Annotated in this window: 21 protein-coding genes and 1 tRNA gene; 14 read left to right on the top strand and 8 right to left on the bottom strand. The window is 63.0% G+C overall.

Annotation, left to right across the window (positions count from 1 at the left end):
- The first annotated feature begins 57 nt into the window (after positions 1–57).
- From OES25_10205 to OES25_10190, 4 genes are all read left to right on the top strand, one after another.
- Entirely contained in the window at positions 58–543 is a 486-nt protein-coding gene (locus OES25_10205; protein ID MDH3628015.1) for a hypothetical protein, read from the top strand.
- 338 nt (positions 544–881) lie between these two features.
- Positions 882–1,262, top strand: a complete 381-nt coding sequence (locus OES25_10200) for a hypothetical protein (protein ID MDH3628014.1) — start codon at positions 882–884, stop codon at positions 1,260–1,262.
- 321 nt (positions 1,263–1,583) lie between these two features.
- Positions 1,584–1,766, top strand: a complete 183-nt coding sequence (locus OES25_10195; protein MDH3628013.1) for a hypothetical protein — start codon at positions 1,584–1,586, stop codon at positions 1,764–1,766.
- A 388-nt stretch (positions 1,767–2,154) separates the two neighbouring features.
- Entirely contained in the window at positions 2,155–4,206 is a 2,052-nt protein-coding gene (locus OES25_10190) for a PxKF domain-containing protein (protein MDH3628012.1), read from the top strand.
- 1,156 nt (positions 4,207–5,362) lie between these two features.
- On the opposite strand, the gene OES25_10185 is transcribed toward OES25_10190, so the two are convergent.
- The 4 genes from OES25_10185 to OES25_10170 all read right to left on the bottom strand — a co-directional run bounded on the left by OES25_10185 (position 5,363) and on the right by OES25_10170 (position 10,162).
- Positions 5,363–7,717, bottom strand: a complete 2,355-nt coding sequence (locus tag OES25_10185) for a serine/threonine-protein kinase (protein MDH3628011.1) — start codon at positions 7,715–7,717, stop codon at positions 5,363–5,365.
- Positions 7,714–8,298 (bottom strand): ECF-type sigma factor, encoded by a 585-nt coding sequence (locus OES25_10180; protein ID MDH3628010.1) that lies wholly within the window; start codon positions 8,296–8,298, stop codon positions 7,714–7,716. Before OES25_10180 ends, OES25_10185 begins: the two co-directional genes overlap by 4 nt.
- 62 nt (positions 8,299–8,360) lie before the next feature.
- Entirely contained in the window at positions 8,361–9,752 is a 1,392-nt protein-coding gene (locus tag OES25_10175) for a cytochrome-c peroxidase (GenBank protein ID MDH3628009.1), read from the bottom strand.
- 334 nt (positions 9,753–10,086) lie between these two features.
- Positions 10,087–10,162: transfer RNA gene (locus OES25_10170), tRNA-Thr, on the bottom strand.
- A 106-nt stretch (positions 10,163–10,268) separates the two neighbouring features.
- Between OES25_10170 and OES25_10165 the strand changes: the two genes are divergently transcribed.
- A complete protein-coding gene (locus OES25_10165) occupies positions 10,269–10,862 on the top strand; it encodes a DUF1579 domain-containing protein (protein MDH3628008.1) in 594 nt (197 codons plus the stop codon).
- Positions 10,863–10,876: 14 nt separating this feature from the next.
- Positions 10,877–11,539 carry a CoA pyrophosphatase gene (locus OES25_10160; GenBank protein MDH3628007.1) on the top strand — a complete coding sequence of 221 codons (663 nt, stop codon included), beginning with the start codon at positions 10,877–10,879 and terminating at the stop codon, positions 11,537–11,539.
- On the opposite strand, the gene OES25_10155 is transcribed toward OES25_10160, so the two are convergent.
- Positions 11,491–11,721 carry a hypothetical protein gene (locus OES25_10155; GenBank protein ID MDH3628006.1) on the bottom strand — a complete coding sequence of 77 codons (231 nt, stop codon included), beginning with the start codon at positions 11,719–11,721 and terminating at the stop codon, positions 11,491–11,493. The two genes, OES25_10160 and OES25_10155, sit on opposite strands and share 49 nt — an antisense overlap.
- 83 nt (positions 11,722–11,804) lie before the next feature.
- On the opposite strand from OES25_10155, the gene OES25_10150 reads away from it, so the two are divergent.
- Complete coding sequence (locus OES25_10150) at positions 11,805–12,512, top strand: PilZ domain-containing protein (protein MDH3628005.1); 708 nt, start codon at positions 11,805–11,807, stop codon at positions 12,510–12,512.
- On the opposite strand, the gene OES25_10145 is transcribed toward OES25_10150, so the two are convergent.
- On the bottom strand, positions 12,509–12,985 hold the full coding sequence (locus OES25_10145; protein ID MDH3628004.1) for a hypothetical protein: 477 nt from the start codon (positions 12,983–12,985) through the stop codon (positions 12,509–12,511). The genes OES25_10150 and OES25_10145 overlap by 4 nt on opposite strands.
- A gap of 134 nt (positions 12,986–13,119) precedes the next feature.
- Here OES25_10145 and OES25_10140 point away from each other — a divergent pair, with 134 nt between their 5' ends.
- From OES25_10140 to OES25_10125, 4 genes are read left to right on the top strand one after another with little or no spacing between them, the layout of a single operon-like run.
- Positions 13,120–13,857: a hypothetical protein gene (locus OES25_10140; protein MDH3628003.1), complete on the top strand. Its 738-nt coding sequence runs from the start codon at positions 13,120–13,122 to the stop codon at positions 13,855–13,857.
- A 27-nt stretch (positions 13,858–13,884) separates the two neighbouring features.
- The gene (locus tag OES25_10135) at positions 13,885–14,424 is read left to right on the top strand and encodes an AAA family ATPase (GenBank protein MDH3628002.1); all 540 of its coding nucleotides are present in this window, start codon (positions 13,885–13,887) and stop codon (positions 14,422–14,424) included.
- A 57-nt stretch (positions 14,425–14,481) separates the two neighbouring features.
- Positions 14,482–15,960: a leucyl aminopeptidase gene (locus tag OES25_10130; GenBank protein ID MDH3628001.1), complete on the top strand. Its 1,479-nt coding sequence runs from the start codon at positions 14,482–14,484 to the stop codon at positions 15,958–15,960.
- Positions 15,961–16,476, top strand: a complete 516-nt coding sequence (locus OES25_10125) for a MogA/MoaB family molybdenum cofactor biosynthesis protein (protein ID MDH3628000.1) — start codon at positions 15,961–15,963, stop codon at positions 16,474–16,476.
- Here OES25_10125 and OES25_10120 read toward each other — a convergent pair.
- Together OES25_10120 and OES25_10115 are read right to left on the bottom strand one after the other, a co-directional pair.
- Positions 16,473–16,751 carry a DUF3467 domain-containing protein gene (locus tag OES25_10120; protein ID MDH3627999.1) on the bottom strand — a complete coding sequence of 93 codons (279 nt, stop codon included), beginning with the start codon at positions 16,749–16,751 and terminating at the stop codon, positions 16,473–16,475. The two genes, OES25_10125 and OES25_10120, sit on opposite strands and share 4 nt — an antisense overlap.
- A gap of 17 nt (positions 16,752–16,768) precedes the next feature.
- Entirely contained in the window at positions 16,769–17,113 is a 345-nt protein-coding gene (locus tag OES25_10115) for an STAS domain-containing protein (GenBank protein MDH3627998.1), read from the bottom strand.
- 81 nt (positions 17,114–17,194) lie between these two features.
- On the opposite strand from OES25_10115, the gene OES25_10110 reads away from it, so the two are divergent.
- The 3 genes from OES25_10110 (at position 17,195) to OES25_10100 (ending at position 19,003) form a co-directional block, all read left to right on the top strand.
- A complete protein-coding gene (locus tag OES25_10110) occupies positions 17,195–17,431 on the top strand; it encodes a Fe(2+)-trafficking protein (protein ID MDH3627997.1) in 237 nt (78 codons plus the stop codon).
- Between the two features lie 82 nt (positions 17,432–17,513).
- Positions 17,514–17,837, top strand: coding sequence for an iron-sulfur cluster insertion protein ErpA (erpA, locus tag OES25_10105; protein ID MDH3627996.1), 324 nt, complete (start codon positions 17,514–17,516; stop codon positions 17,835–17,837).
- A gap of 14 nt (positions 17,838–17,851) precedes the next feature.
- A complete protein-coding gene (locus OES25_10100) occupies positions 17,852–19,003 on the top strand; it encodes a deoxyguanosinetriphosphate triphosphohydrolase (protein ID MDH3627995.1) in 1,152 nt (383 codons plus the stop codon).
- Positions 19,004–19,010: the final 7 nt, after the last annotated feature.

The following is a 19,010-nucleotide window of genomic DNA, read 5'->3' as shown; positions in this document are numbered from 1 at the left end:
TATGATCGTGTGTCGGTTGGCGAACCTTTGTCATCTTTTTCTGGATGGGAGAACACCATGACCCGAAGAAAGCTGGGACTGTCGCTCGTGTTGGTTCTTGCGGTTGCATCGCTCTTCATGATTGGCTCGAGTGTCGAAGCGAAGGGACGTTGCATCTGCCCGCAGGTGTACGCGCCGGTGGAATGTGCGCACGGTAGGGTGTTCTCGAACCAGTGTGTTGCGGATTGCCGTAATGCCAAGGATTGCGTGCCGCTGGATATCTTCGAGCTGAGCGCCACCGATTCCGACGGGACGTTGGGGACGTGTGATCTCGAGCTGGAAACCGCGCCCGCGTTGACGGCGGATGCACCGGTTTTGTCGATGGACGATGTATCGGTAGAGACCGAATGCACGTCTGACTCAGACAGCATGGGGCCGCGTTGCGATAAGCAGTGTGAAAAGGACAGAAAGCGCTGCGTCCGACAGGGCAACGACGAAACGGATTGCTACAACAACGTGTTTTGTTCGTGCATGTGTGACACCTGCAACGACTGCATCTGCTGATTGGATAGAGAACCAGTTGAACGGCGTCCCCTTATCTGGGGGGCGCCGTTGCAGGTCAGAGCTACGTGGGAAGATTCCGCACTTCACGCGTGGCTCACACGACAGCTTTCGTCGCGAAGCGGCATCCGCGTAACCCACCATGGAGCCGACGAGCGGAGTCGAACCGCTGACCTGCTGATTACGAATCCTCAGCCAATGGAGCAGGCAAGTTTTGGCCGCATCCAGGATGGACTATCGTTGGTATCGATTTCCAGTTCGGACAGTGGCTCGATCTTGAGCTCATCGGATTATCTCTGCCCGCTCATCACACCTCCAATGCATTGTTGTAACGCTGGAAAGTGTCTAGGAAACCCGAGGCGATTCAGACAGCTATCGCCGTGCCGAGGTGGCGCAAGATCCGCGGCCAGATACCCGAGTCCCTCATCGCGGCCGACATGGACTCCGATGGGAAGGATGAGCTTGTCGCCGACTTCGGTCCTGGTACCGGTCTACTGATCTACCGCGACATCGGTGGTGAAGTCTGGCAGTGGACGACAGAATCGCCACCAAGCGAACTGGGGATCGGCGAGAACTCCAGCCCGGGTGCGTTGGCCGTGGCCGAGTTGGGGACGACTACCGAATCGGCGACGCTCAAATCGCGTGGCAATCGTGACGTGAAGATGAGTGGCCCAAAGACTGGTTCTCCGAGCAACGGTGGGCTGAAGCGACCCCTTCGCTAGTCGCAACCGCGGCCAAGAGGTTCTATCCACCTTTTTTCGGAAACCGTGTCTGGTAACAATTGCTATGTCAACCACGCTCATCCCGAACCGACTCAAACTACCCGTAGAATAACCCGACATGCATCCGCCAACGCTTCGGAGCCGTCGGCAAGTACGGCAGCATCGCCGTGGTCGAGCGGTTCATCCGGACGTTGAAGACCGAGTAGACGAGACGCTTGCTGGTCCCCTACCAGCGCACCGCCCTGCGCCGGGAACTGGCGCTGTATGTTGACTGGTACAACGGGCACCGGCCTCGCGACACCCTCGACTCCGTAACCCCTGATGAGATCTACTTCGGCCGTCGGCCGGCCTCGCGCAAACCACGGCTCGAGCCGCGGAGATCTTGGCCGCGAGGCTCGCCTTGTGCCGGGCCGCAGGCAGCCGTTCGTGGTCGTCGCGGCGACCGGCTGGAACTCGACGTCAGCTACCTGGTCGGTCGCAGACATCTCCCAATCGTTGAGTTGAAGCGCGCGGCGTAGGCGTACCCGCCCGAGGTGATTTCCTTCGCAAACGTGGGGGGTGGTTTGTGCGGTGCGGCGTTGTCGGTGGCCGTTTGTTCCCTGGATCGCGGAATCGACTCGACTTCCGCTCGTCATCATCAACATTGAGCGACTCGATGGCGGCTAGTCGTCGCTGCTTTCATGGCCTTCCTGACCGTTCACTTTCGCTGGTCGGGTACAGGGATTCGCTGTCCGCATGACCGTTCAGTTTCGGTGGACGGGTACATTAGCTCTGGGTTATCTGACCTAGACAATTGAGTCTCCTGCTCCATAGACCGGCCTGCTCCCCTCTGGGAAACTGTTAAGGAGTGTCTGAACCCACCCAACCAAACCTGGCGAAAGGGAGTAGGGAGATGAAGAAGCTACACAGTTTGCTAGTTGCCCTGGCCGTTGTTCTGTTCCTGCCCAGCATCGCACTTGCACAGGCAGACCCTCCGCCGGTACCCGGCGAGGTCTTCGGGACAGGTTTCCACTTCGAGATCACCAACAGCGATTACCTCGACGTCGTTCTCGACAGCACCGAGGAGGTGGACGTGCGCCTCCACGCGATGGGCGAGATGATCATAGTCAGCGTCGCTGCTGCCTCGGGCGCGACTTCCACGGAGTTGACGATCAGCGGCCTAGCGCCGAACACGACCTACTACCTGCGCGACGATGGCCCCGAAGCAGAAACCTTCATCAGCGATGCCAACGGAAGCCACGTTCTTACCCAGGATCTGGCGGAGCCCCGCTTGTTAATGATTCGAACCACACCGGGGACGTACCACATCACATCAGGGCAAAACGAATGCAACCTGTTCGGGACTTGGGACGAAGCGACGAAAACCTGCACACTGACCCAGGACATCTCGGACTACATCTACGTCTACCAGATGCCCGGCTTGACCCTCGACGGCAACGGCTATCGGCTGACGTATTCCGGAGGTTATTCCATACTTGCCCGCTCCTGCAACGACTGCACAATCAAGAACTTTGACATTGACTCCGACCGCGGCGTGGCTCTTTCTAGGTCGGATCGTAGCACCCTTGTCGACAACACTATCCGTGTCCGTCGTGAGGCCGTCAGCGTCTTCAATTCATGGGATGTGACCGTAAGCGGTAACACGTTCAACGGATGGTATCCCTCTTTTCACTTCTTCAACCTTCAGTATTCGTACCGGGGCGTGTTCACCCGCAACACGGCAAGCGGGTTCAGCTACAGTATTAGTCTCTATCGTTCGCACGACAACTTGATTTACAACAACAACATCGAGAGCGACGCGTCGTTTAAACGAGCAGGCAGTTACTGGTCTTCCGGGAACGCCTTCAACAAGCCTTTCCCCGAGGGTGGCAACTGGTGGGGGCACCACGACGATCCCGGGGAAGGCTGTCACGACATCGACGGGAACGGGTGTTGTGACGATGCCCTCGAGGTTGGTTGGGAATACTATATGGCTCCCGGAGGCCTCTACGACCATCTCCCCTGGACGGAGCCAAATGGCTGGGAGGGCAACCAGCCACCGGTCGCCGACGCGGGGCCAGACCAGACGCTGGGGGCCACCTGCAGCGGCTCCGACCGAACGTCTCCGGTGACACTCGACGGGTCGAGTTCGTACGATCCCGACGACGACTCGCTCACCTACAGTTGGGAAGGTCCGACCTGTCCGACGACGCCCGGGGTGACCCCGAGCGTCGATCTCGACCGCGGCAGCCATACGATCACCCTGATGGTCGACGACGGCAACGGTGGGACCGCCACCGACGACGTAGTTATCACGCTACAGGACACGACGGCGCCAGAAGTTACGGCTCCGGCGGCGTCGGAGGTCGCCTGCACGCAGGTCTCGGCCGAAGGGCTGGGTCAGTGCCCCGCCGATGATCTGGTCGTGGTCGACTGGCTGGCTTCGGCGGCGGTCAGCGATGCCTGCGACCCGGCGCCGGCGATGACCGACGATTGCCCGCCGATACTCGGCGTGGACACGACCACGGTGACCTTCACCGGGACGGACGTCGATGGGAACGCCGGCACCGACAGCTCCACGGTGCAGGTGCTCTACGGCTGGGGCGGCTTCAAGCCGCCGATCCGGGACGACGGGGAGGCCTCGATCAAGCAGAGCAATAAGGGACGGACGATCCCGATCAAGTTCACGCTGGATTGCGGTGGCACATCCGTCAGCGGGGCAGTGGCCTCGATCGCGGTGTACAAAATGCTCGATACGGACACCGGAACCGTCGATGAGACCGACATGACCGAGGACTCGGGCAACTCTGGCGACGACGGCAACGTGTTCCGCTGGGACGCGGTGGATCAGCACTACATATTCAACCTGGCCACCAAGGGCTACGACGCCCCGGCGACCTACCAGATCCACGTCACGCTGGACGACGGGACGGTGAAGATCGTCGAATTCTCGCTGCGCAAGTAGGCACCATCGATCTCGGGGGACGCTAGGCCGTACGCGGTCGGCGCCCCCATCGCTGGCTCGTCCTCAGCAACCGTGGGTAAGAAGAACAAGAGCCCTTCTTCGAACTCACAGAGTACTTCGCAGGTTCAGCGTCTGATGAACATGCGCTTACGTGAAACCCAAGCCTACTTGAGCGATTCGCCAAGACGTGGATGAAAGCTCCTATCCCGTGCTGACCCGTGCCGTCCAAATACACGGCCGAACCCGAATCCGGGCAATTCTACCGCGTCCACGCAACCGCGGACAACTGTCGAGCGAGCACCGATCTCGCTACGATCCGCGAATGGCACCAGTGCTCCACCCCTGGCAGATCCTCGTGGCCGCTGTACCGGTCCAGCGAAAGTAAACGCTTCCACCTCCGCGCTAGGTTCCCACGCCTCAACGACTTAGTCTAGCCTCCCACGGACAATGCCAGGATTCTTTTTCGGAGGCTTCGATGCTGGGCAACCACTCCCGCCCCAGGATTCGCGGCTAAGAGGTTCTATCCACCTTTTTCGGAAACCGTGTCTGGTAACAAGTGCTATGTCAACCACGCTCATCCCGAGCCGACTCAAACTGCCCGTAGAATAACCCGACATCGGTATGAATCGACAGTATGGCCGGGGTTTTCAGCTGGCGGCGACGACCGGCGGACGCACGGCGATCTTCGGAAGCGCTGCGGGTCAGGCTGCCGGGCGAGTGTGATAGGAATCGGGAGAGCTCGCGGAGGGTCGCTCTGCAGGGGTAGCGTGAAGCCCGCGACCGGCTCGGACCATGCGGGACCGGACTTCCGGTTTCCTCCGCGAAACGCTCCGGACTCAGGTCGGAGACTCGAGGACTACTCGACCACCCGTCGCGAGCCGATGGTAGATCCTGTGGTAGGGTTTTGGGAACGCTCTCGCGTCGCACTCGCGCGTGACGACGGACGAACTCTCGCGGTCGCAGAGGGTTACCCGGTGAGAGGATTGGAGCCGACGAGCGGAGTCGAACCGCTGACCTGCTGTTGACGAATCAGCCGGTGTTGTGGGTTTTCGCCTTTTAAAACGCGCCTCTGGGAGGTTTGTGGGATGCGCCGGGCTGCGACGACGCTGCTCCGCTGCGGGAAATGATCTGTACGGGTGGCCGTCGGACGAGGACGTCAGTCGTCCGCAGGGAGCCGACGGGCCGCTGACAAACGCTCCCGCGCCTTGACGGTCCGTGAATGCTCGGAACCGACGGTCCGCTCGTAAACCGTGACCGACTCGGCCAGCAGAACCTCCGCCGCAGACCACTCGCCTTGCTCCATGCGCACCCGCGCGAGATGTCCGAGGGTCCCGGCGATCAACGGGTGTGGCCCGTCAAACATCGTCCGTCGCGCGGCAAGGGCTCGCTGCAAGACGGGGTCCGCCTGATCGAACCGCTCTAGGTCGAGCAACAAGACGCCCAGGTTGTTCAATGTCGCCGCCGTCGCTGGATGGTCGTCGCCGTACAACCGAACCCGCGTCTCGAGGGCTTCACGGTAAAACGGCTCAGCGTCTACCAGCCGTTCCTGCCGATGTAAAGAAGTGGCGATCTCCTGCGCGCTCATCGCCGCCTGCGCGGGGTGCGGCTCTTCGAGACGAAGGTAAGCGTCGCGGTTTTTGCGGAACAGGGCCTCGGCCTCCGGATGCCGATCCAGCTTCGACAACGTTCGGCCCAGGTTGTGGCGGGCCAACAGCACCTCCGGGTGGTCCGGGCCGAGCGTTTCGATGAAGATCCGTTCGGCGTCGCGAAACTGAGTCTCTGCCTCTTCGAAACGACGTTGCTCGAGCAACGAGTTGCCCAGGTTGACTATCACCGACGCGACCTCGGCACTCTCGCTGCCGAAGTGTCGGCTCCGCGCCAGTAGGGAGCGCCGCAGCAACTCGCTTGCCTCCTCAAAACGCCCGAGTTCGGTCGCCGCGATCGCGACCCGGCTGGCGAGGGTCGCCGCCCGCGGATCGTCCTCGCCGACGGCCGCGAACGCCTGACTGTAGTGCGTGTACGCCTCGTCGAACGCAGCGAGACTGAAGTAGACGTCACCGATCGTCTTCTGCAGATCGGAACGCGCGTCCGGTTGGTCGATCAATTCGTCTTCGATCCGTCGGGCACCCTGCTCAAGAATCTGTCGTGCGGTCACCTCCACACCCAGCGTGCGATCCGGGTCCGCCGCCTCGAACAGACTCAGCAGAAAGTCGTGTGTCTGTTCCGCGCGCAGCATCTGCGCCCGCGCGTCGTCACGCTCTCGTGCCGTCTCCCGGGCTTGCCAGCCTGTAGCGACCAGGCCGGCGAGAAGCGCGACGATCACCGCCGCAACGCCGACCATCAGACCCCGCCGACGCCGTACGAATTTGCCCAGGCGGTAACCGATCGTCGGCCGCCGCGCACGAATCGGTAAACCGGCCAGGTAGCGCTCGATGTCATCGAGGAACGCATCCATGGAGACATATCGATCGCTCGGATCCTTGCGCAGCGCCTTCATCACGATCGCATCGAGGTCTCCGCGGAGACTTCGCGCAACTACCGAGTCTCGTGACACGCGGGTGCTGGGCGGTGGCGGATCTTCCTCGCAGCAAATCCGTTCGATAGCCGACGGCGAAACATCGTCGAGAGTCTGGGCGCGAGTACCGCTGAGTAGCTCGTACATCAGCAGTCCGAGCTGATAAACGTCGGAAGCGGTCGTAATCGACTCGCCGCGAACCTGCTCCGGGCTGGCGTACTCCGGAGTCATCACGCGCATCGTCCGTCGCGTCGGCGGCGCCTCGGAGGCGAACCGGCCGCGCTCAAGCAGTTTGGCGATGCCGAAGTCGAGAAGTTTTACGGTCCCGCGTTCGTCGACCAAAACGTTCGATGGCTTCACGTCACGGTGAACTACCAGATTGGTGTGTGCGTAGCGCAGCGCCTCGCCGACCTGAGTCACCAGCCGTAACCGCGTGTCGATGGCAAGTCCCCTAGACTCGCACCATGCGTCGATGGGCTGACCGCGGACCAACTCCATCGCCAGGTACGGCCGGCCGTCGTCCGCAACGCCGCCGTCGAGCAGACCGGCGATGTTGGGGTGATCGAGAGTCGCCAGGATCGATCGCTCCTGTTCGAAGCGCGACAAGGCCTCATCCGTCGCGCCGCCGCCATGGAGCACCTTCAGTGCCACCGTTTGCTCGAGTGTCGGATCGTCTCGCTCCGCGACGTAGACCACCGCCATCCCGCCACGAGCCAGTTCGCGGTCGATGCGCCAGCGGCCGAAACGCTCGGGGGGCGGCAGCGAAGGTGCGACGTCGTCGGACCAGATTGTCTGCCACAGCGGGCCGCCCGCCAGAGCACCCGGCGTGAGCTCCGCGTCCTCGACTTCCGTGGCTCGGAGCATGGCCTCGACCTCTCGGCGCAGTTCCATATCTTCTGCGCAGTGCTTGCGCAGCCATGTCTCACGCTCGTCGGGATCGACCTCGAGCGCCGACGCGAACGTCCTGTCTATCCGGCGGCGTCGGTCGTTGCTCATCGGTCGTCCGCCGCTCGCAGTGCGTCCAGGTCTCGCCGCAACCAGGCTCGAGCACGTTGCCAGTAGCGCTCGACGGTGCGCGACGACACGTCCATCACCGATGCGGTCTCCTCCGCCGAGAAGCCAGCGTAGAAACGACATTCCACCACCTGAACGAGCCGTGGATCAAGGCGACCCAGGCCCTCGAGAGCGGCGTCGACGTCGAGCGCCAGTTCAGACTGACGCAGCAGCGTCGGCTGCTCTTCGTCCAGCGTGATGGGCCGCTGACCGGCTCCGCGCTTGACGGCCATCCGCTCGCGCACGCGATCAACGATCAGGTGCCGCATCGCGGTGGCCGAAGCGGCGAAGAAGTGATGCCGGTCCCGCCACGACGCGCCCTCGTGACCCGCAAGTCTCAGGTAGGTCTCGTGGACCAGTGCGGTGGTATCGAGCTGCTCTCGACTCGGTTTCGACTGGAGCTGGCGATGGGCCAGACGCTTGAGGTCGCCGTAGATCAATCCGATCGCCTCGGAAAGCGCACCTTCCTCGCCGCGCTCGTGGGCGCGCAACAACTGGGTGATCTTCGGCGATCGTTCTTCCATCGCTAACCGTCGGGACCGGGGGTTCCGGACGAGTGTACGACAGACCGGGCATCGCCGAGTCGTTAGTCGGCGATCGTGTCTCCACTGGGCACTCGTAGCGGGACCTGGTCTCGCAGGTCGATGCTGTCGGGATCGGTCAAGGCATGAAGGAAATCGATCAGACTGCGGAACTCACGCTCGGAGAGGAAGACCGGATCCAACTCGTTGGCGCTGGCGATCGCGGCCCGCCGGGCAGGGTCGCTCTGCACTGCCAGGTCGAGCGCGTCCAGGTCCGGGCGCGCGGGCAACAGCGCCTGAGCCGGATCGTAATCCTCGAGTGCTTGTTCCGGATCGAGATGGTGCCGCACGACCGCCTCGAGGTCGCCGTAGGCACCGGCGTGGCCGAAGGGTCCGGTCAACGCGACATTGCGCAGCGTCGGCGTGCGGAACTTGTAGCGGTCCGCCGGATCGCCGGTCACCCGTTCACGACCGAAGTCCTCGTGACCATCGAAGCCGTCGCCTTTGCCCGGTCCGATTTGCGGCATGGCGATCGCGTGGAACTCCTGATCGGTCTGGAAGGTGCCGGCATGGCAGCTCGCGCATTTTGCTCGGCCGTAGAACAACCGCATTCCCCGCTGTGCTGAGATGCTGAGTGCCTGTCGCTCACCACGCAGGTAGCGATCGAAGGGACTGTTGTCCGCCCGCCACTGCGTCGCCTCAAACGCCGCAATCGCGTTGGCGACGTGGACGAAGGTGATGTCGTCCGGTTGGACGATGTCGTCGTAGGCCACCTCGAACATGGCGACGTACTCGGGCGTGTCACGCAATCGTTGGGCGAGCAGTTCCCAGACGCCGTCCGGACCTGCCAGCACGCCGGCTGCCGCCGCGCCGCCCACGTCGCTGTCTTCCGGCCGGCCAGCCATCTCGGTCGCGCTGGTGACGGGAAACATCGCCTGCACGGCGAGAGCGTTGTCGAGACCGTCGGGTAGGTCGCTGCCAGCCGGCGAGAGGAAGCCGCCGGGCTGCGCCGTGTCTTGCCGCACCCGGCCGTCGTGGAACATCACCGTGAATTCAACGGCGCCAAGGTTGAATATTGCCGGTGAATTTCGCGGCACCCGTTCGAGAACGCCGTCGGTCTGGTCTCCGGTCGCCCGCGTGACCGACAGCCCACGACCGCCGACACCAAGCGGCAGCGACAGACCGTCGCTCGTGTGGGACAGCGGGTGGTGGCACGTCGCACACGCTACGTTTCGATTGCCGCTGAGGATCTTATCGAAGAACAGCGCCGAACCCAGGTCGACCTTCGCCGGCGTGGCACCGGCAAAGTCTTCCGCACTCGCCGGCGGGGGCAAGAGCCGCGACGCGGAACCAGCGCGCCGTGCCATCTCGATCGGGCGCGTGGAGTCGGCCATGGCGGTCGCCAGGCATACCAATGAGAGGGTGAACAGGATCGTCGCGGTGTGCCGTCGTCGCATCTGTGCCTCCTTGACCGCGCCCAGAGGAGGCGCGGGATGGGGTTTCACTCCCATCCACGGAAAAGCGCGGACGATTCCGACAGGTTTTCTTCGCGGAGGCGGCGCTCCCGGAAAGTTGGCTCCTCAACCTCCTCTCGAAACGAACCCGCTTAACAGGAATTCTTGCGACTGTTTAGACCTCGCGAGCAGATCCAGGGGGAGTGCGCCGATCATCGGTCGCATGACGAGCCGATCGCTTGACGGCGGATGGACTCGCCGCCGCGACCGGTCCCTTACGGCTGCCCTACATGACTCTGCCGACCCAGGGGCCGTCACGCGTAACCCATTGCCACCATGGAGCCGACGAGCGGAGTCGAACCGCTGACCTGCTGATTACGAATCAGCTGCTCTACCAGCTGAGCTACGTCGGCGCCAAAGAAGTGCGCCGTTTTATAGCAGATACGACCGTCCCCCGGCAATGTGGCCCGCCCCCGGAATCCGGTATATCGTCCCGTATCCACCGAGGGGAGCACACCGATGAAACGTCCAGACCTGAACCCGCTACTGCTATTTCTGACCCTTCTCCTGGCCTGCCTGCCGCTCATGGCGCAGGAAACCGAACAGCCCGCGGAAGAACCCAAACTGTCACGGGCCCAGACGATGGGGCAGCCCAGCGCGGCTCACGAGAAGATCATGGCCCGGGAGGGGACCTGGCGGGTCAAGGCGCAGATGACCATGGCCGACGGCCAGGTGATCGAGAACAGCGGCATCATGCAGAGCGAGGCCTCCCTCGACGGACGCTTCCTGACGTCCCTGTTCAAGGGCGAGTTCATGGGCTACCCGTTTCTCGGTCGAAGCGTCGACGGCTACGACAACGAGACAAACAAATACGTCTCGCTGTGGTTCGACAACACGTCCACCCAGATCGTCGCCTACTACGGAACCTCCGAGGACGACGGGGAGACGATCACCTACTTCGCCGACACGGTCGATGGCGAGACCGGCGAGAAGGTTCGGCTAAAGTCGGTCCATCGTGCGCAGAGTGATTCTCAGCACACCGTCGAGGAGTTCCGCATGTCCGAGGGCGACGAGGACTGGGCTCTGACGATGCGTGTGATCAGCTCGCGCTAACCGGAAGCACCCACGTGCGATTCGACGACTACCTCGCCGCACTCGCACAGGCACAGACACGGCCGTTGCCTGCCACCGACGCGCAGATCCTGATGGCGCCGGAGCCAAGAAGCGGCTGGGAGCCGGGTCGCATCCCCGAAGACTGTCGCGCCGGTGCCGCGCTGTTGGTGGTGTTTCCCATCGACGGTTGGAGCCACCTGCTGCTGACCAAGCGTGCGTCGCATCTTCGTCATCATCCCGGTCAGGTGGCGTTTCCCGGCGGGGAGCTGGACGCCGACGAGTCGATCACGGAGGCCGCGCGGCGGGAGGCCCACGAGGAGGTGGGCATTTCCGTCGATGAGGTTCGCGTCGATGCCACGTTGACGCCGCTGCACGTTCCGGTCAGTCGGTATGCGATCCATCCCGTGCTGGCACACCTGAAACATCGACCGACCCTCGTCGCGGCGCCCGACGAGGTGGCGCAGATCCTCGAGATCCCACTGGGAGAGTTGGCGCGTCCCGACGGTCGCAAGATCGACCTTCGCGAGCGCGGCGACCAGACCCATCGCGTTCCGTACCTGGACGTGGCAGGCGAGCGGCTATGGGGTGCGACGGCGATGATCGTCGCCGAGTGGCTGGTCTGGATCGGTTACGGCGACAACCCGTGGCAACGCAGGCAGTCCTCGCCGAGGGGATGATTCGGGCCTCTGGGGTCGGACCCGGTCGGGCCATGACAGGACACGCAGGCCTCTCCGGTGTCCAACCTGTGGTCCGCGTCTGCGGGGAGCAGCGGTGGTTGCCGCAATTCCCGCAACAGGAAGGCGATGCCCGCGACGCCGACCACGAGCGAGATGAGGAGGATCTTCTGGGTTCGATTCATGATGACGGGATTATACGGATGTTGCCCGGGCGAGGGGCGGAACCTACGTTCAAGCAGGGGGAGGCGTCAGCCTCGGAGCACGCATGTGGGGTCGTCCCAAGTCGACAGTGATGATCGTGGCCAATCAGGCTTCCACGCCGTCTCTACGCCCGGGGTTCCTCGACGAGGCTCGTCTCCAGATGGTCGACCTGGACGCCGATTGCCTGCAGGTCGCCCGTGAGGCCCGTCCGGGCCTGATCATCGAGGATGTGGACGCCGACGACACGCAACGCTGTCTCGATCTCTGTCAGCAACTGAAGACCGATCCTCAGACCCGGGGAATACCCCTGGTGGCGGTGGCCTTCCAGGGCAGCGAGCAGCAGGCCAGAGAGGCCAGGGCCGACGTGGTCCTGCGAAAGCCCATCGTCCAGAGCGAGTACTTCGACACCATCTGCCGCTACGTACGGATGCCCCGTCGCCGCGAAAATCGTCATCAGATCAACCTTCGTTTCCAGTTCGAGCACGATGGGCGGCGAGGACAGGCGTTCTCCAGGGATCTCTCGCCCTACGGTGCCTACCTCAAGACGGATTTCGGGGTCGATGTCGGCGAGGGCGGCACGACGATCCGACTTCACTTCCGGCTGCCGGGTGACAGCCGCGAGATCCATTGCCTGGGTGATCTGCGCCGCGCGGTCCCGTACCGCCCGGGGGACGCCGCGACGGCGGGGTTTGCCGTGGAGTTCGTGAAGATGGATCCGCGAGACCTGGCTCGGATGCGAGCGTTCCTGGAGCGGGGCGACCGACCGGTCTAACGCACGTCCAGAGACAGCGACAGCGGAATCCTCGCCGGCGCACAGTAGCCGCTATCCGTGACACAGTAGAAGTAGACCAACTGCGCCTCGATCTGATGATGGCCCGAATGCGCGTCGACGGCGATGGGCACTTCCAATTCGATCGCGTCGATCTTGTCGAAATAGTTGCTGTCCATGCGGTCCGCCGGTGGCGGCGTCGGGTTGCCCAGCGTGGCGCTCGTCGAATCGTAGAGACCGGCATGACCCGGAAGGGACAACTTGATCTGCGGGTAGCGATTGATCTTCACGCCCTCGGCAGGTCGGAGTTGAAGCCGGAGTGTGGCCTGCCCGCCGGCGTCAACGGTGCCGGTAAGAACCTTGAAGTCGATCTTGGCCGGCTCGTCGCGGACGTTGGCCGGGGCGGCGAGGGCGACGACGGAGGTGACCAGCAGGAGTCCCATCAGGAGGGCACCGGATCGGAGCGTGATTCTCATGGGGTTCATAGTAGGTTCCGCAGAGCCAAACCGCCAAGCCGGGGTGCAAATTTGGGGTCCAATTGCCGCCGGATCCTCTTGACTGTACACTTCCCTGGAGAGAAGAGGACACGGTTTTTTACCTGAGGCGGCCGATGAGTCACGTCCCGTGGCGGCGAGTTTTGCTGTTCGTGGTGGGCGGGATCGTTCTGCTCGGCGCGACTCCGGTCCTGGCCGAGCAGATCGTCTACTTCACCAACGGCACGACGATGCCCATCCGTGACCATGTCCTCAAGGGCCAGATGGTCCACGTCGATCTCGGCAGCGACGGGTTTATCGCCTTTCCAAACGAGTTGATCCTTCGGATCGAGGTTGCCGGCAAGCGAGTCAATCTCAACGCCAGTGCGAGCACGACCGCCCGGCCCCCACGTAGAAGGGGCGAGGCCCCGCACGGCCCGGTCGACACGACGGTTCGGGCGACCCGAAAACGGACACAGGCGTCGATCGGTGCCGCGACTCCGGAGACGACGCCGTCCAGCACCGCCGGAAGCCGGGACGCCCTCACCGACGATGCGGTGGCGAGTCCGCTGGTGCAGCGTACCGATAACGCCGTCCGTGGTTTTCGCCAGCAGGCACAGAACCCCCGGGGCGGCGCCGGAGGGAGCGCCAACAGTCGTCGGACCATCGGTGCAAGCAAGCAGCGTGGTTCGGAAACGAGCCGAGAAGACGCGGTCGGTTTTCAGGCCCTGCCCGGGAAGAATCGATCGGGAGCACGGCGGGGCAGTCCCCGACCGGCGGACAACAGCGACGGCTCCCAGGCCGGCGGCTCTGAGGCCGGGAGCCCCGAAGGCGAATCCGGTTCCGAAGGCGAGTCCGGCCCCGAAGCACCCTGAGGCCCTGTCATCCAACCCACCCATCGTATCGTTGGACTCACCGGTCCCAACGCCGCCGGCAAGGGCGAGGTCGCGTCCTTCTTCGAGGGTCACGGCTTTTCCGTCTTCTCTCTGTCCGACATCATCCGTGAAGAGGCGGCAGCCCAGGGCTATCCACCCGAGCGTGAGCATCTGATTCGGATCGGAAACGAACTGCGTCGACAGGGCGGGCCGGGTGTATTGGCGAGCCGCATCCTCCCTCGACTGGGAGGCCAGGCCGTGGTCGACTCGATCCGCAACCCCGCCGAGGTCGAGGTTCTACGTCAGCAGCCCCGATTCGTGCTCCTGGGCATCGACGCCCCCATCGCGCTGCGTTTCCGGCGCGCGATGGCACGGGCCCGTCCGGGAGACTCGCAGACGCTTGAAGCGTTTGAGGCGCGAGAGGCCCAGGAGAACACCCACGATCCCGCTGCACAGCAACTGACCGCGACGTTCGCGCTGGCAGATCTGAGGATCGACAACGGCGGCGATCTAGAGGCCCTCCACCGGCGACTGACGCCGTTGCTCACAGAGTCGTTTTCGCGATAGAGTAGGCGCCATTCCAGCGCAATCCACCACCCTTCCGATCACCGAGGCATCCAAGCGATGAAGATCCAACTCCGTAAAACCGGATTCTCGAAGGCAGGCAACGATCTTCTTGTCTGTTTCGTAGGTCCCAAGAAGAAATCGCCCTTCGGTGTCGAGGATGCGGGAGTCTCTAGAGAGTTGGCCGCCGCACTACGAAAGAGCCGGTTCCGATCGGATCGCTGGGATCAATTGGCCTGGAACGTAGGCGTAGGGCGGACCGCCCGTCGCTACCTGATGCTCGGGTTGGGTGCAGGGCGTCGCACCTGGGCCGATAGTGTTCGGATCGGAGCGGCCCGGGCGATCCGTGAGGCGGCGCGTCTCCGAGCCGGGACGATCGCGGTGGCGTTGCCGGACGGTGACGACGACGGCGAGATCCTTCGCGCGGCGATGGAGGGTCTCGGGCGAGGAGGCTATGAGTTCGACCGTCATCTCACCGACGACGATCGAAAACCCAACCGTGTCGCCTCCGTCGACATCTATTGCCAGGGACGGCGGACCTCCGCGGAGGTCGTTCGACGATCCCGTGCACACAACGACGCGGTCGATCTTGCAAGGGATCTTGTCAACGAGGGTCCGTCGCGTCTTACGCCTCAGATCCTCGCCCGAGCCGCGCAGAAACGATCCCGCGAGTCGGGGCTGCGTTGCAAGGTTCTGGGTCACGCCGAATTGAAGCGACTCGGCATGAAAGCCCTCCTGGAGGTCACCCGAGGTGCGAAGGAGCCCCCACGGGTCGTTCACATGACCTATCGCCCGGCGAAGAAGACACAGGGAGCCAAGAAGCTGGTTCTGGTGGGGAAGGGCGTGACCTTCGATAGCGGGGGGCTGAATCTCAAGCCGACCGAATACATGGCGACGATGAAGTCCGACATGGGCGGGGCCGCCGCCGTCATCGCGGCGATGGGTGCCCTGAAGGCCATCGGATGTAAGCACGAGGTCCACGGCCTCGTCGGGCTGGTCGAGAATCTGACCGGCTCCAACGCGTACATGCCCGGAGATATCCTCGATACCTATCTCGGCAAGACCGTCGAGGTCGGCAATACCGATGCCGAGGGGCGGCTGGTTCTCTGTGATCTCCTGGCCTACGCCGCCAAGACGTTGCGTCCCGACGCGATGGTCGACCTCGCGACCCTGACGGGTGCGGTCGTCGTGGCGTTGGGCCCGGATGCGAGCGGTCTGTTTACCGATGACGGCGATCTGCGTGAGCAGCTTCTAGAAGCCGCAGACGCTTCCGGTGAGAAGCTCTGGCAGCTTCCCCTCTATCGCGACTATCTCCAGCTCCTGCAGCATGGCCCGGCAGACCTCAACAACGTCGGTGGGCGCTGGGGTGGCGCGATCACGGCGGCGCTGTTCTTACGAGAGTTCGTCCCACGCGATCTGCCGTGGGCCCACATCGATATCGCCGGCCCGGCATTTGCCGAGCGATCGGCCCCGGACCGTGCAATCGGTGGAAGCGGCGCGGCCGTGCCGACCTTGATCCGTTGGCTCGAGAGTCGGTAGTTGGCAGCCTCCGGGCAGACGCCCCACGGCGAGCCGGATCCGGGGGGGAGTCTTGGGATCGCCATCCTGACCGTGAGCGACAGCCGTACCGTCGCCGAGGATCGATCCGGAGACCTGATCCGCGACCTCGCCGATGAGGCCGGACACCGCATGGTCCGGAGGGGGCTCGTTGCGGACCAGCCGGAAGCGATCAGGGGCTGGGTCGCGGACGCCATTCAAGATGACCGGGTCGAGGCGATCGTCCTCACCGGCGGGACCGGAATCTCTCCCCGGGATCAAACCGTCGATACGGTGGCGAAGATGCTCGATCGAACCCTCGAGGGGTTCGGTGAACTCTTCCGCATGCTCTCGTTTGAAGAGATCGGCCCGCGAGCCCAGCTGAGTCGCGCGCTGGCCGGCGTCGCCCACGGGACACCGATCTACTGCCTGCCGGGTTCCACCGCCGCGGTCCGCCTCGGAATGCAGCGGCTGATCCTACCGGTGCTCCCGCATGTGGTCGGTGAACTAAGGCGCTAGTTCTTCAGGCTGACATCGTCGGGAGGCGTGGCCTCGATGACCGGCCCGAATTTGGCTTCATAACGGGCCAGGTTGTCGCTGAGCGCACGGACCAGTCGTTTCAGATGCCCGGGACTCACGATGACTCGTGCGTTGATCACGCCTTCCGGTGGGAAGAGGTTGGCGAAGTCCATCACGAACTCTTCGCGCGTATGCGAGACCACCATCTGATTGGAATAGACACCCGGCAGAACGCTCTCCGGGACCTTGACCTTGATCTTCTTTTGCTCTGACACGGGGGCTCCTGGTGGGGCTAGTCGAGCGCGGATTCGACAGCCGCCGAGACATCCGGATGAACCGGAAAGACAACATCGAACCCCACCATCCCGAAGATCTCCTGCACCGATCGCGAGAGCGTGGCTAGATGGAGCGTGCCCTCGCGGGCCTTGAACTGTTTGTGGATCGCCAGCAGGGCGCCCATGCCGGCAGAATCGAAGAACTGGATGTTCGCCGCGTCAAGCACGGCGATCTTGTCGTTCTCGGCAATCTGCTCGGAAAAGGCATTCTTGAACGCATCGCAGTTGTTGAGATCGATCTCGATCTTCTCGGCGACGGCGAATACCGCGATCCCTCGATCCTCGGTTCTGGTGATATTCATCTGGTCATTCCCGTTTGAACGCCCTGGACATCTGGCATCATACAATACACAGGATCCGCTAAGAGGAGCATGGGAGACAAGATGGCTGAGATCGTTTGTAGTCGATGTGGCTCGACCGGTGAGGGGATGCCAAACGCCCCGCTGCCCGGAGAACGGGGCGAACAGGTGTTGGCACAGACCTGTGTTCCGTGTTGGCGCGAGTGGCTCGGCACCCAGGTGAAGATCATCAACGAATGCTCGCTTTCACCGGCAAATCCAGAGCACTTCGCCCGTTTACTGGGCGACATGGCGACATTTCTGAATCTGAAAGCGGAGTAGTCGCGAAACGTCCTCCTTCGTTGACAGCCCCACGACCCTGACATACCTTTTACGTATAGACGTTTCCGGGAGGCGAAACCCCATGCTGCAGATGACGGACGGTGCGGTCGAGAAGGTCAAGGCCTTGCTCGACGCAGAAGACAAGAATGGTTACGGACTTCGCGTTGCCGTGCAGGGCGGTGGGTGTTCCGGGTTTCAGTACGGTCTGACCTGGGAAGAGTCGCAGAAGGAAAACGATCAGGTTCTGAAGTTCGGAGGTCTCAACGTCTTCGTCGACGCGATGTCGATGATGTACCTCGAAGCCGTGACGATTGACTACGTCGACGGACTTCAGGGTTCGGGCTTCAAGATCGAGAACCCGGACGCGACCGGTACCTGCGGTTGCGGTTCCAGCTTCTCGGTCTGACGGGGGCGGTTCGGTTGTCGACAGTATCCGTCGATCCGCATGGGTTGGCGCCCCACGCACAGCGGGGCTCGGCGACTCGCGGTCGTCGTTTCCCGGAGACGGAGCACCAGTACCGAAGCCCCTACCAGCGCGATCGCGATCGCATCATCCACTGTGCCGCGTTTCGTCGTCTCGAGTACAAGACCCAGGTGTTCGTCAATCACGAAGGCGACCACTTTCGAACGCGCCTGACCCATAGCATCGAGGTCAGCCAGATCGGCCGGACCGTCGGTCGCGCGTTGGGCCTCAACGAGGATCTGATCGAGTCGTTGGCGCTCTGTCACGATCTTGGTCACACACCCTTCGGGCATCTCGGCGAAGAAGTCCTCAATCGAAAGCTCGAAGAGGTCGGTGGCTTCAGTCACAACCGGCAAACGCTTCGCATCGTCGAAAATCTGGAGCGTCGCTACCCCGGTTTCGATGGTCTCAACCTGACCTGGGAGGTCCGGGAGGGGATCGCGAAACACTCCGGGGCTATCGATATTCTCAAGGAACCCGAGGCCGCAGAGTACGATCCCGAACGTCAGCCGCCGCTGGAGGCGCAGCTTATCGATCTTGTCGATGAGACCGCCTACAACCATCACGACGTCGACGACGGGTTGGCCGCCGGCATCCTGGATGTGGAGCGATTGGCGTCGGCGGTCCCACTGTTCGGTGACGCGTGGGAGCAAGCTCGGAGCCGGTTCCCCGGTACGAGCCAGAGACGATGTCGCTCGGAGGCCCTCCGCCGAATGATCGATACGATGGTCTCGGATCTGATCGCCGAGACAGGCCGTCGCATCGAGGCCGCAGGTGTCGAGTCGGTTGACGACGTGCGTAAGCACCCGCACCTTCTTGCCGGCATGTCACGGTCCGTGGCGGAGCAGAACAAGGCGTTGAAGGGCTACCTCCACGAGCATCTCTACCGTCACTATCGAATCGAACGGATGATGGACAAGGCCCGGCGGTTACTGCGGGCGCTCTTCGAACGTTACAGCGACAATCCGCGGCTGATGCCGACCGAGTACCAGAATCTCGATGGCAGCGATCTCTTGCCGATCAGGATTGCGGACTACATTGCGGGCATGACCGACCGTTATGCCAACGAAGAGTACAAGCGTCTGTATGACCCGACGGTTCGGGTCTAGGAGCACC

This window comes from Acidobacteriota bacterium (genome assembly GCA_029861955.1).
Lineage (GTDB): Bacteria > Acidobacteriota > Polarisedimenticolia > Polarisedimenticolales > Polarisedimenticolaceae > JAOTYK01.
Note: the sequence above shows the minus strand (reverse complement) of the source record. Positions and strands in the feature narration are given on the sequence as shown.

Excerpts from the sequence above, each read along its gene's own strand:
- OES25_10180 (MDH3628010.1), bottom strand. The coding sequence starts at position 8,298 with ATGGAAGAACGATCGCCGAAGATCACCCAGTTGTTGCGCGCCCACGAG.
- OES25_10175 (MDH3628009.1), bottom strand. The coding sequence starts at position 9,752 with ATGCGACGACGGCACACCGCGACGATCCTGTTCACCCTCTCATTGGTA.
- erpA (MDH3627996.1), top strand. The coding sequence starts at position 17,514 with ATGCTGCAGATGACGGACGGTGCGGTCGAGAAGGTCAAGGCCTTGCTC.
- OES25_10145 (MDH3628004.1), bottom strand. The coding sequence starts at position 12,985 with ATGAGAATCACGCTCCGATCCGGTGCCCTCCTGATGGGACTCCTGCTG.
- OES25_10155 (MDH3628006.1), bottom strand. The coding sequence starts at position 11,721 with ATGAATCGAACCCAGAAGATCCTCCTCATCTCGCTCGTGGTCGGCGTC.
- OES25_10195 (MDH3628013.1), top strand. The coding sequence starts at position 1,584 with ATGAGATCTACTTCGGCCGTCGGCCGGCCTCGCGCAAACCACGGCTCG.
- OES25_10150 (MDH3628005.1), top strand. The coding sequence starts at position 11,805 with ATGTGGGGTCGTCCCAAGTCGACAGTGATGATCGTGGCCAATCAGGCT.
- OES25_10130 (MDH3628001.1), top strand. The coding sequence starts at position 14,482 with ATGAAGATCCAACTCCGTAAAACCGGATTCTCGAAGGCAGGCAACGAT.
- OES25_10190 (MDH3628012.1), top strand. The coding sequence starts at position 2,155 with ATGAAGAAGCTACACAGTTTGCTAGTTGCCCTGGCCGTTGTTCTGTTC.
- OES25_10140 (MDH3628003.1), top strand. The coding sequence starts at position 13,120 with ATGAGTCACGTCCCGTGGCGGCGAGTTTTGCTGTTCGTGGTGGGCGGG.
- OES25_10205 (MDH3628015.1), top strand. The coding sequence starts at position 58 with ATGACCCGAAGAAAGCTGGGACTGTCGCTCGTGTTGGTTCTTGCGGTT.
- OES25_10115 (MDH3627998.1), bottom strand. The coding sequence starts at position 17,113 with ATGAATATCACCAGAACCGAGGATCGAGGGATCGCGGTATTCGCCGTC.
- OES25_10185 (MDH3628011.1), bottom strand. The coding sequence starts at position 7,717 with ATGAGCAACGACCGACGCCGCCGGATAGACAGGACGTTCGCGTCGGCG.
- OES25_10110 (MDH3627997.1), top strand. The coding sequence starts at position 17,195 with ATGGCTGAGATCGTTTGTAGTCGATGTGGCTCGACCGGTGAGGGGATG.
- OES25_10165 (MDH3628008.1), top strand. The coding sequence starts at position 10,269 with ATGAAACGTCCAGACCTGAACCCGCTACTGCTATTTCTGACCCTTCTC.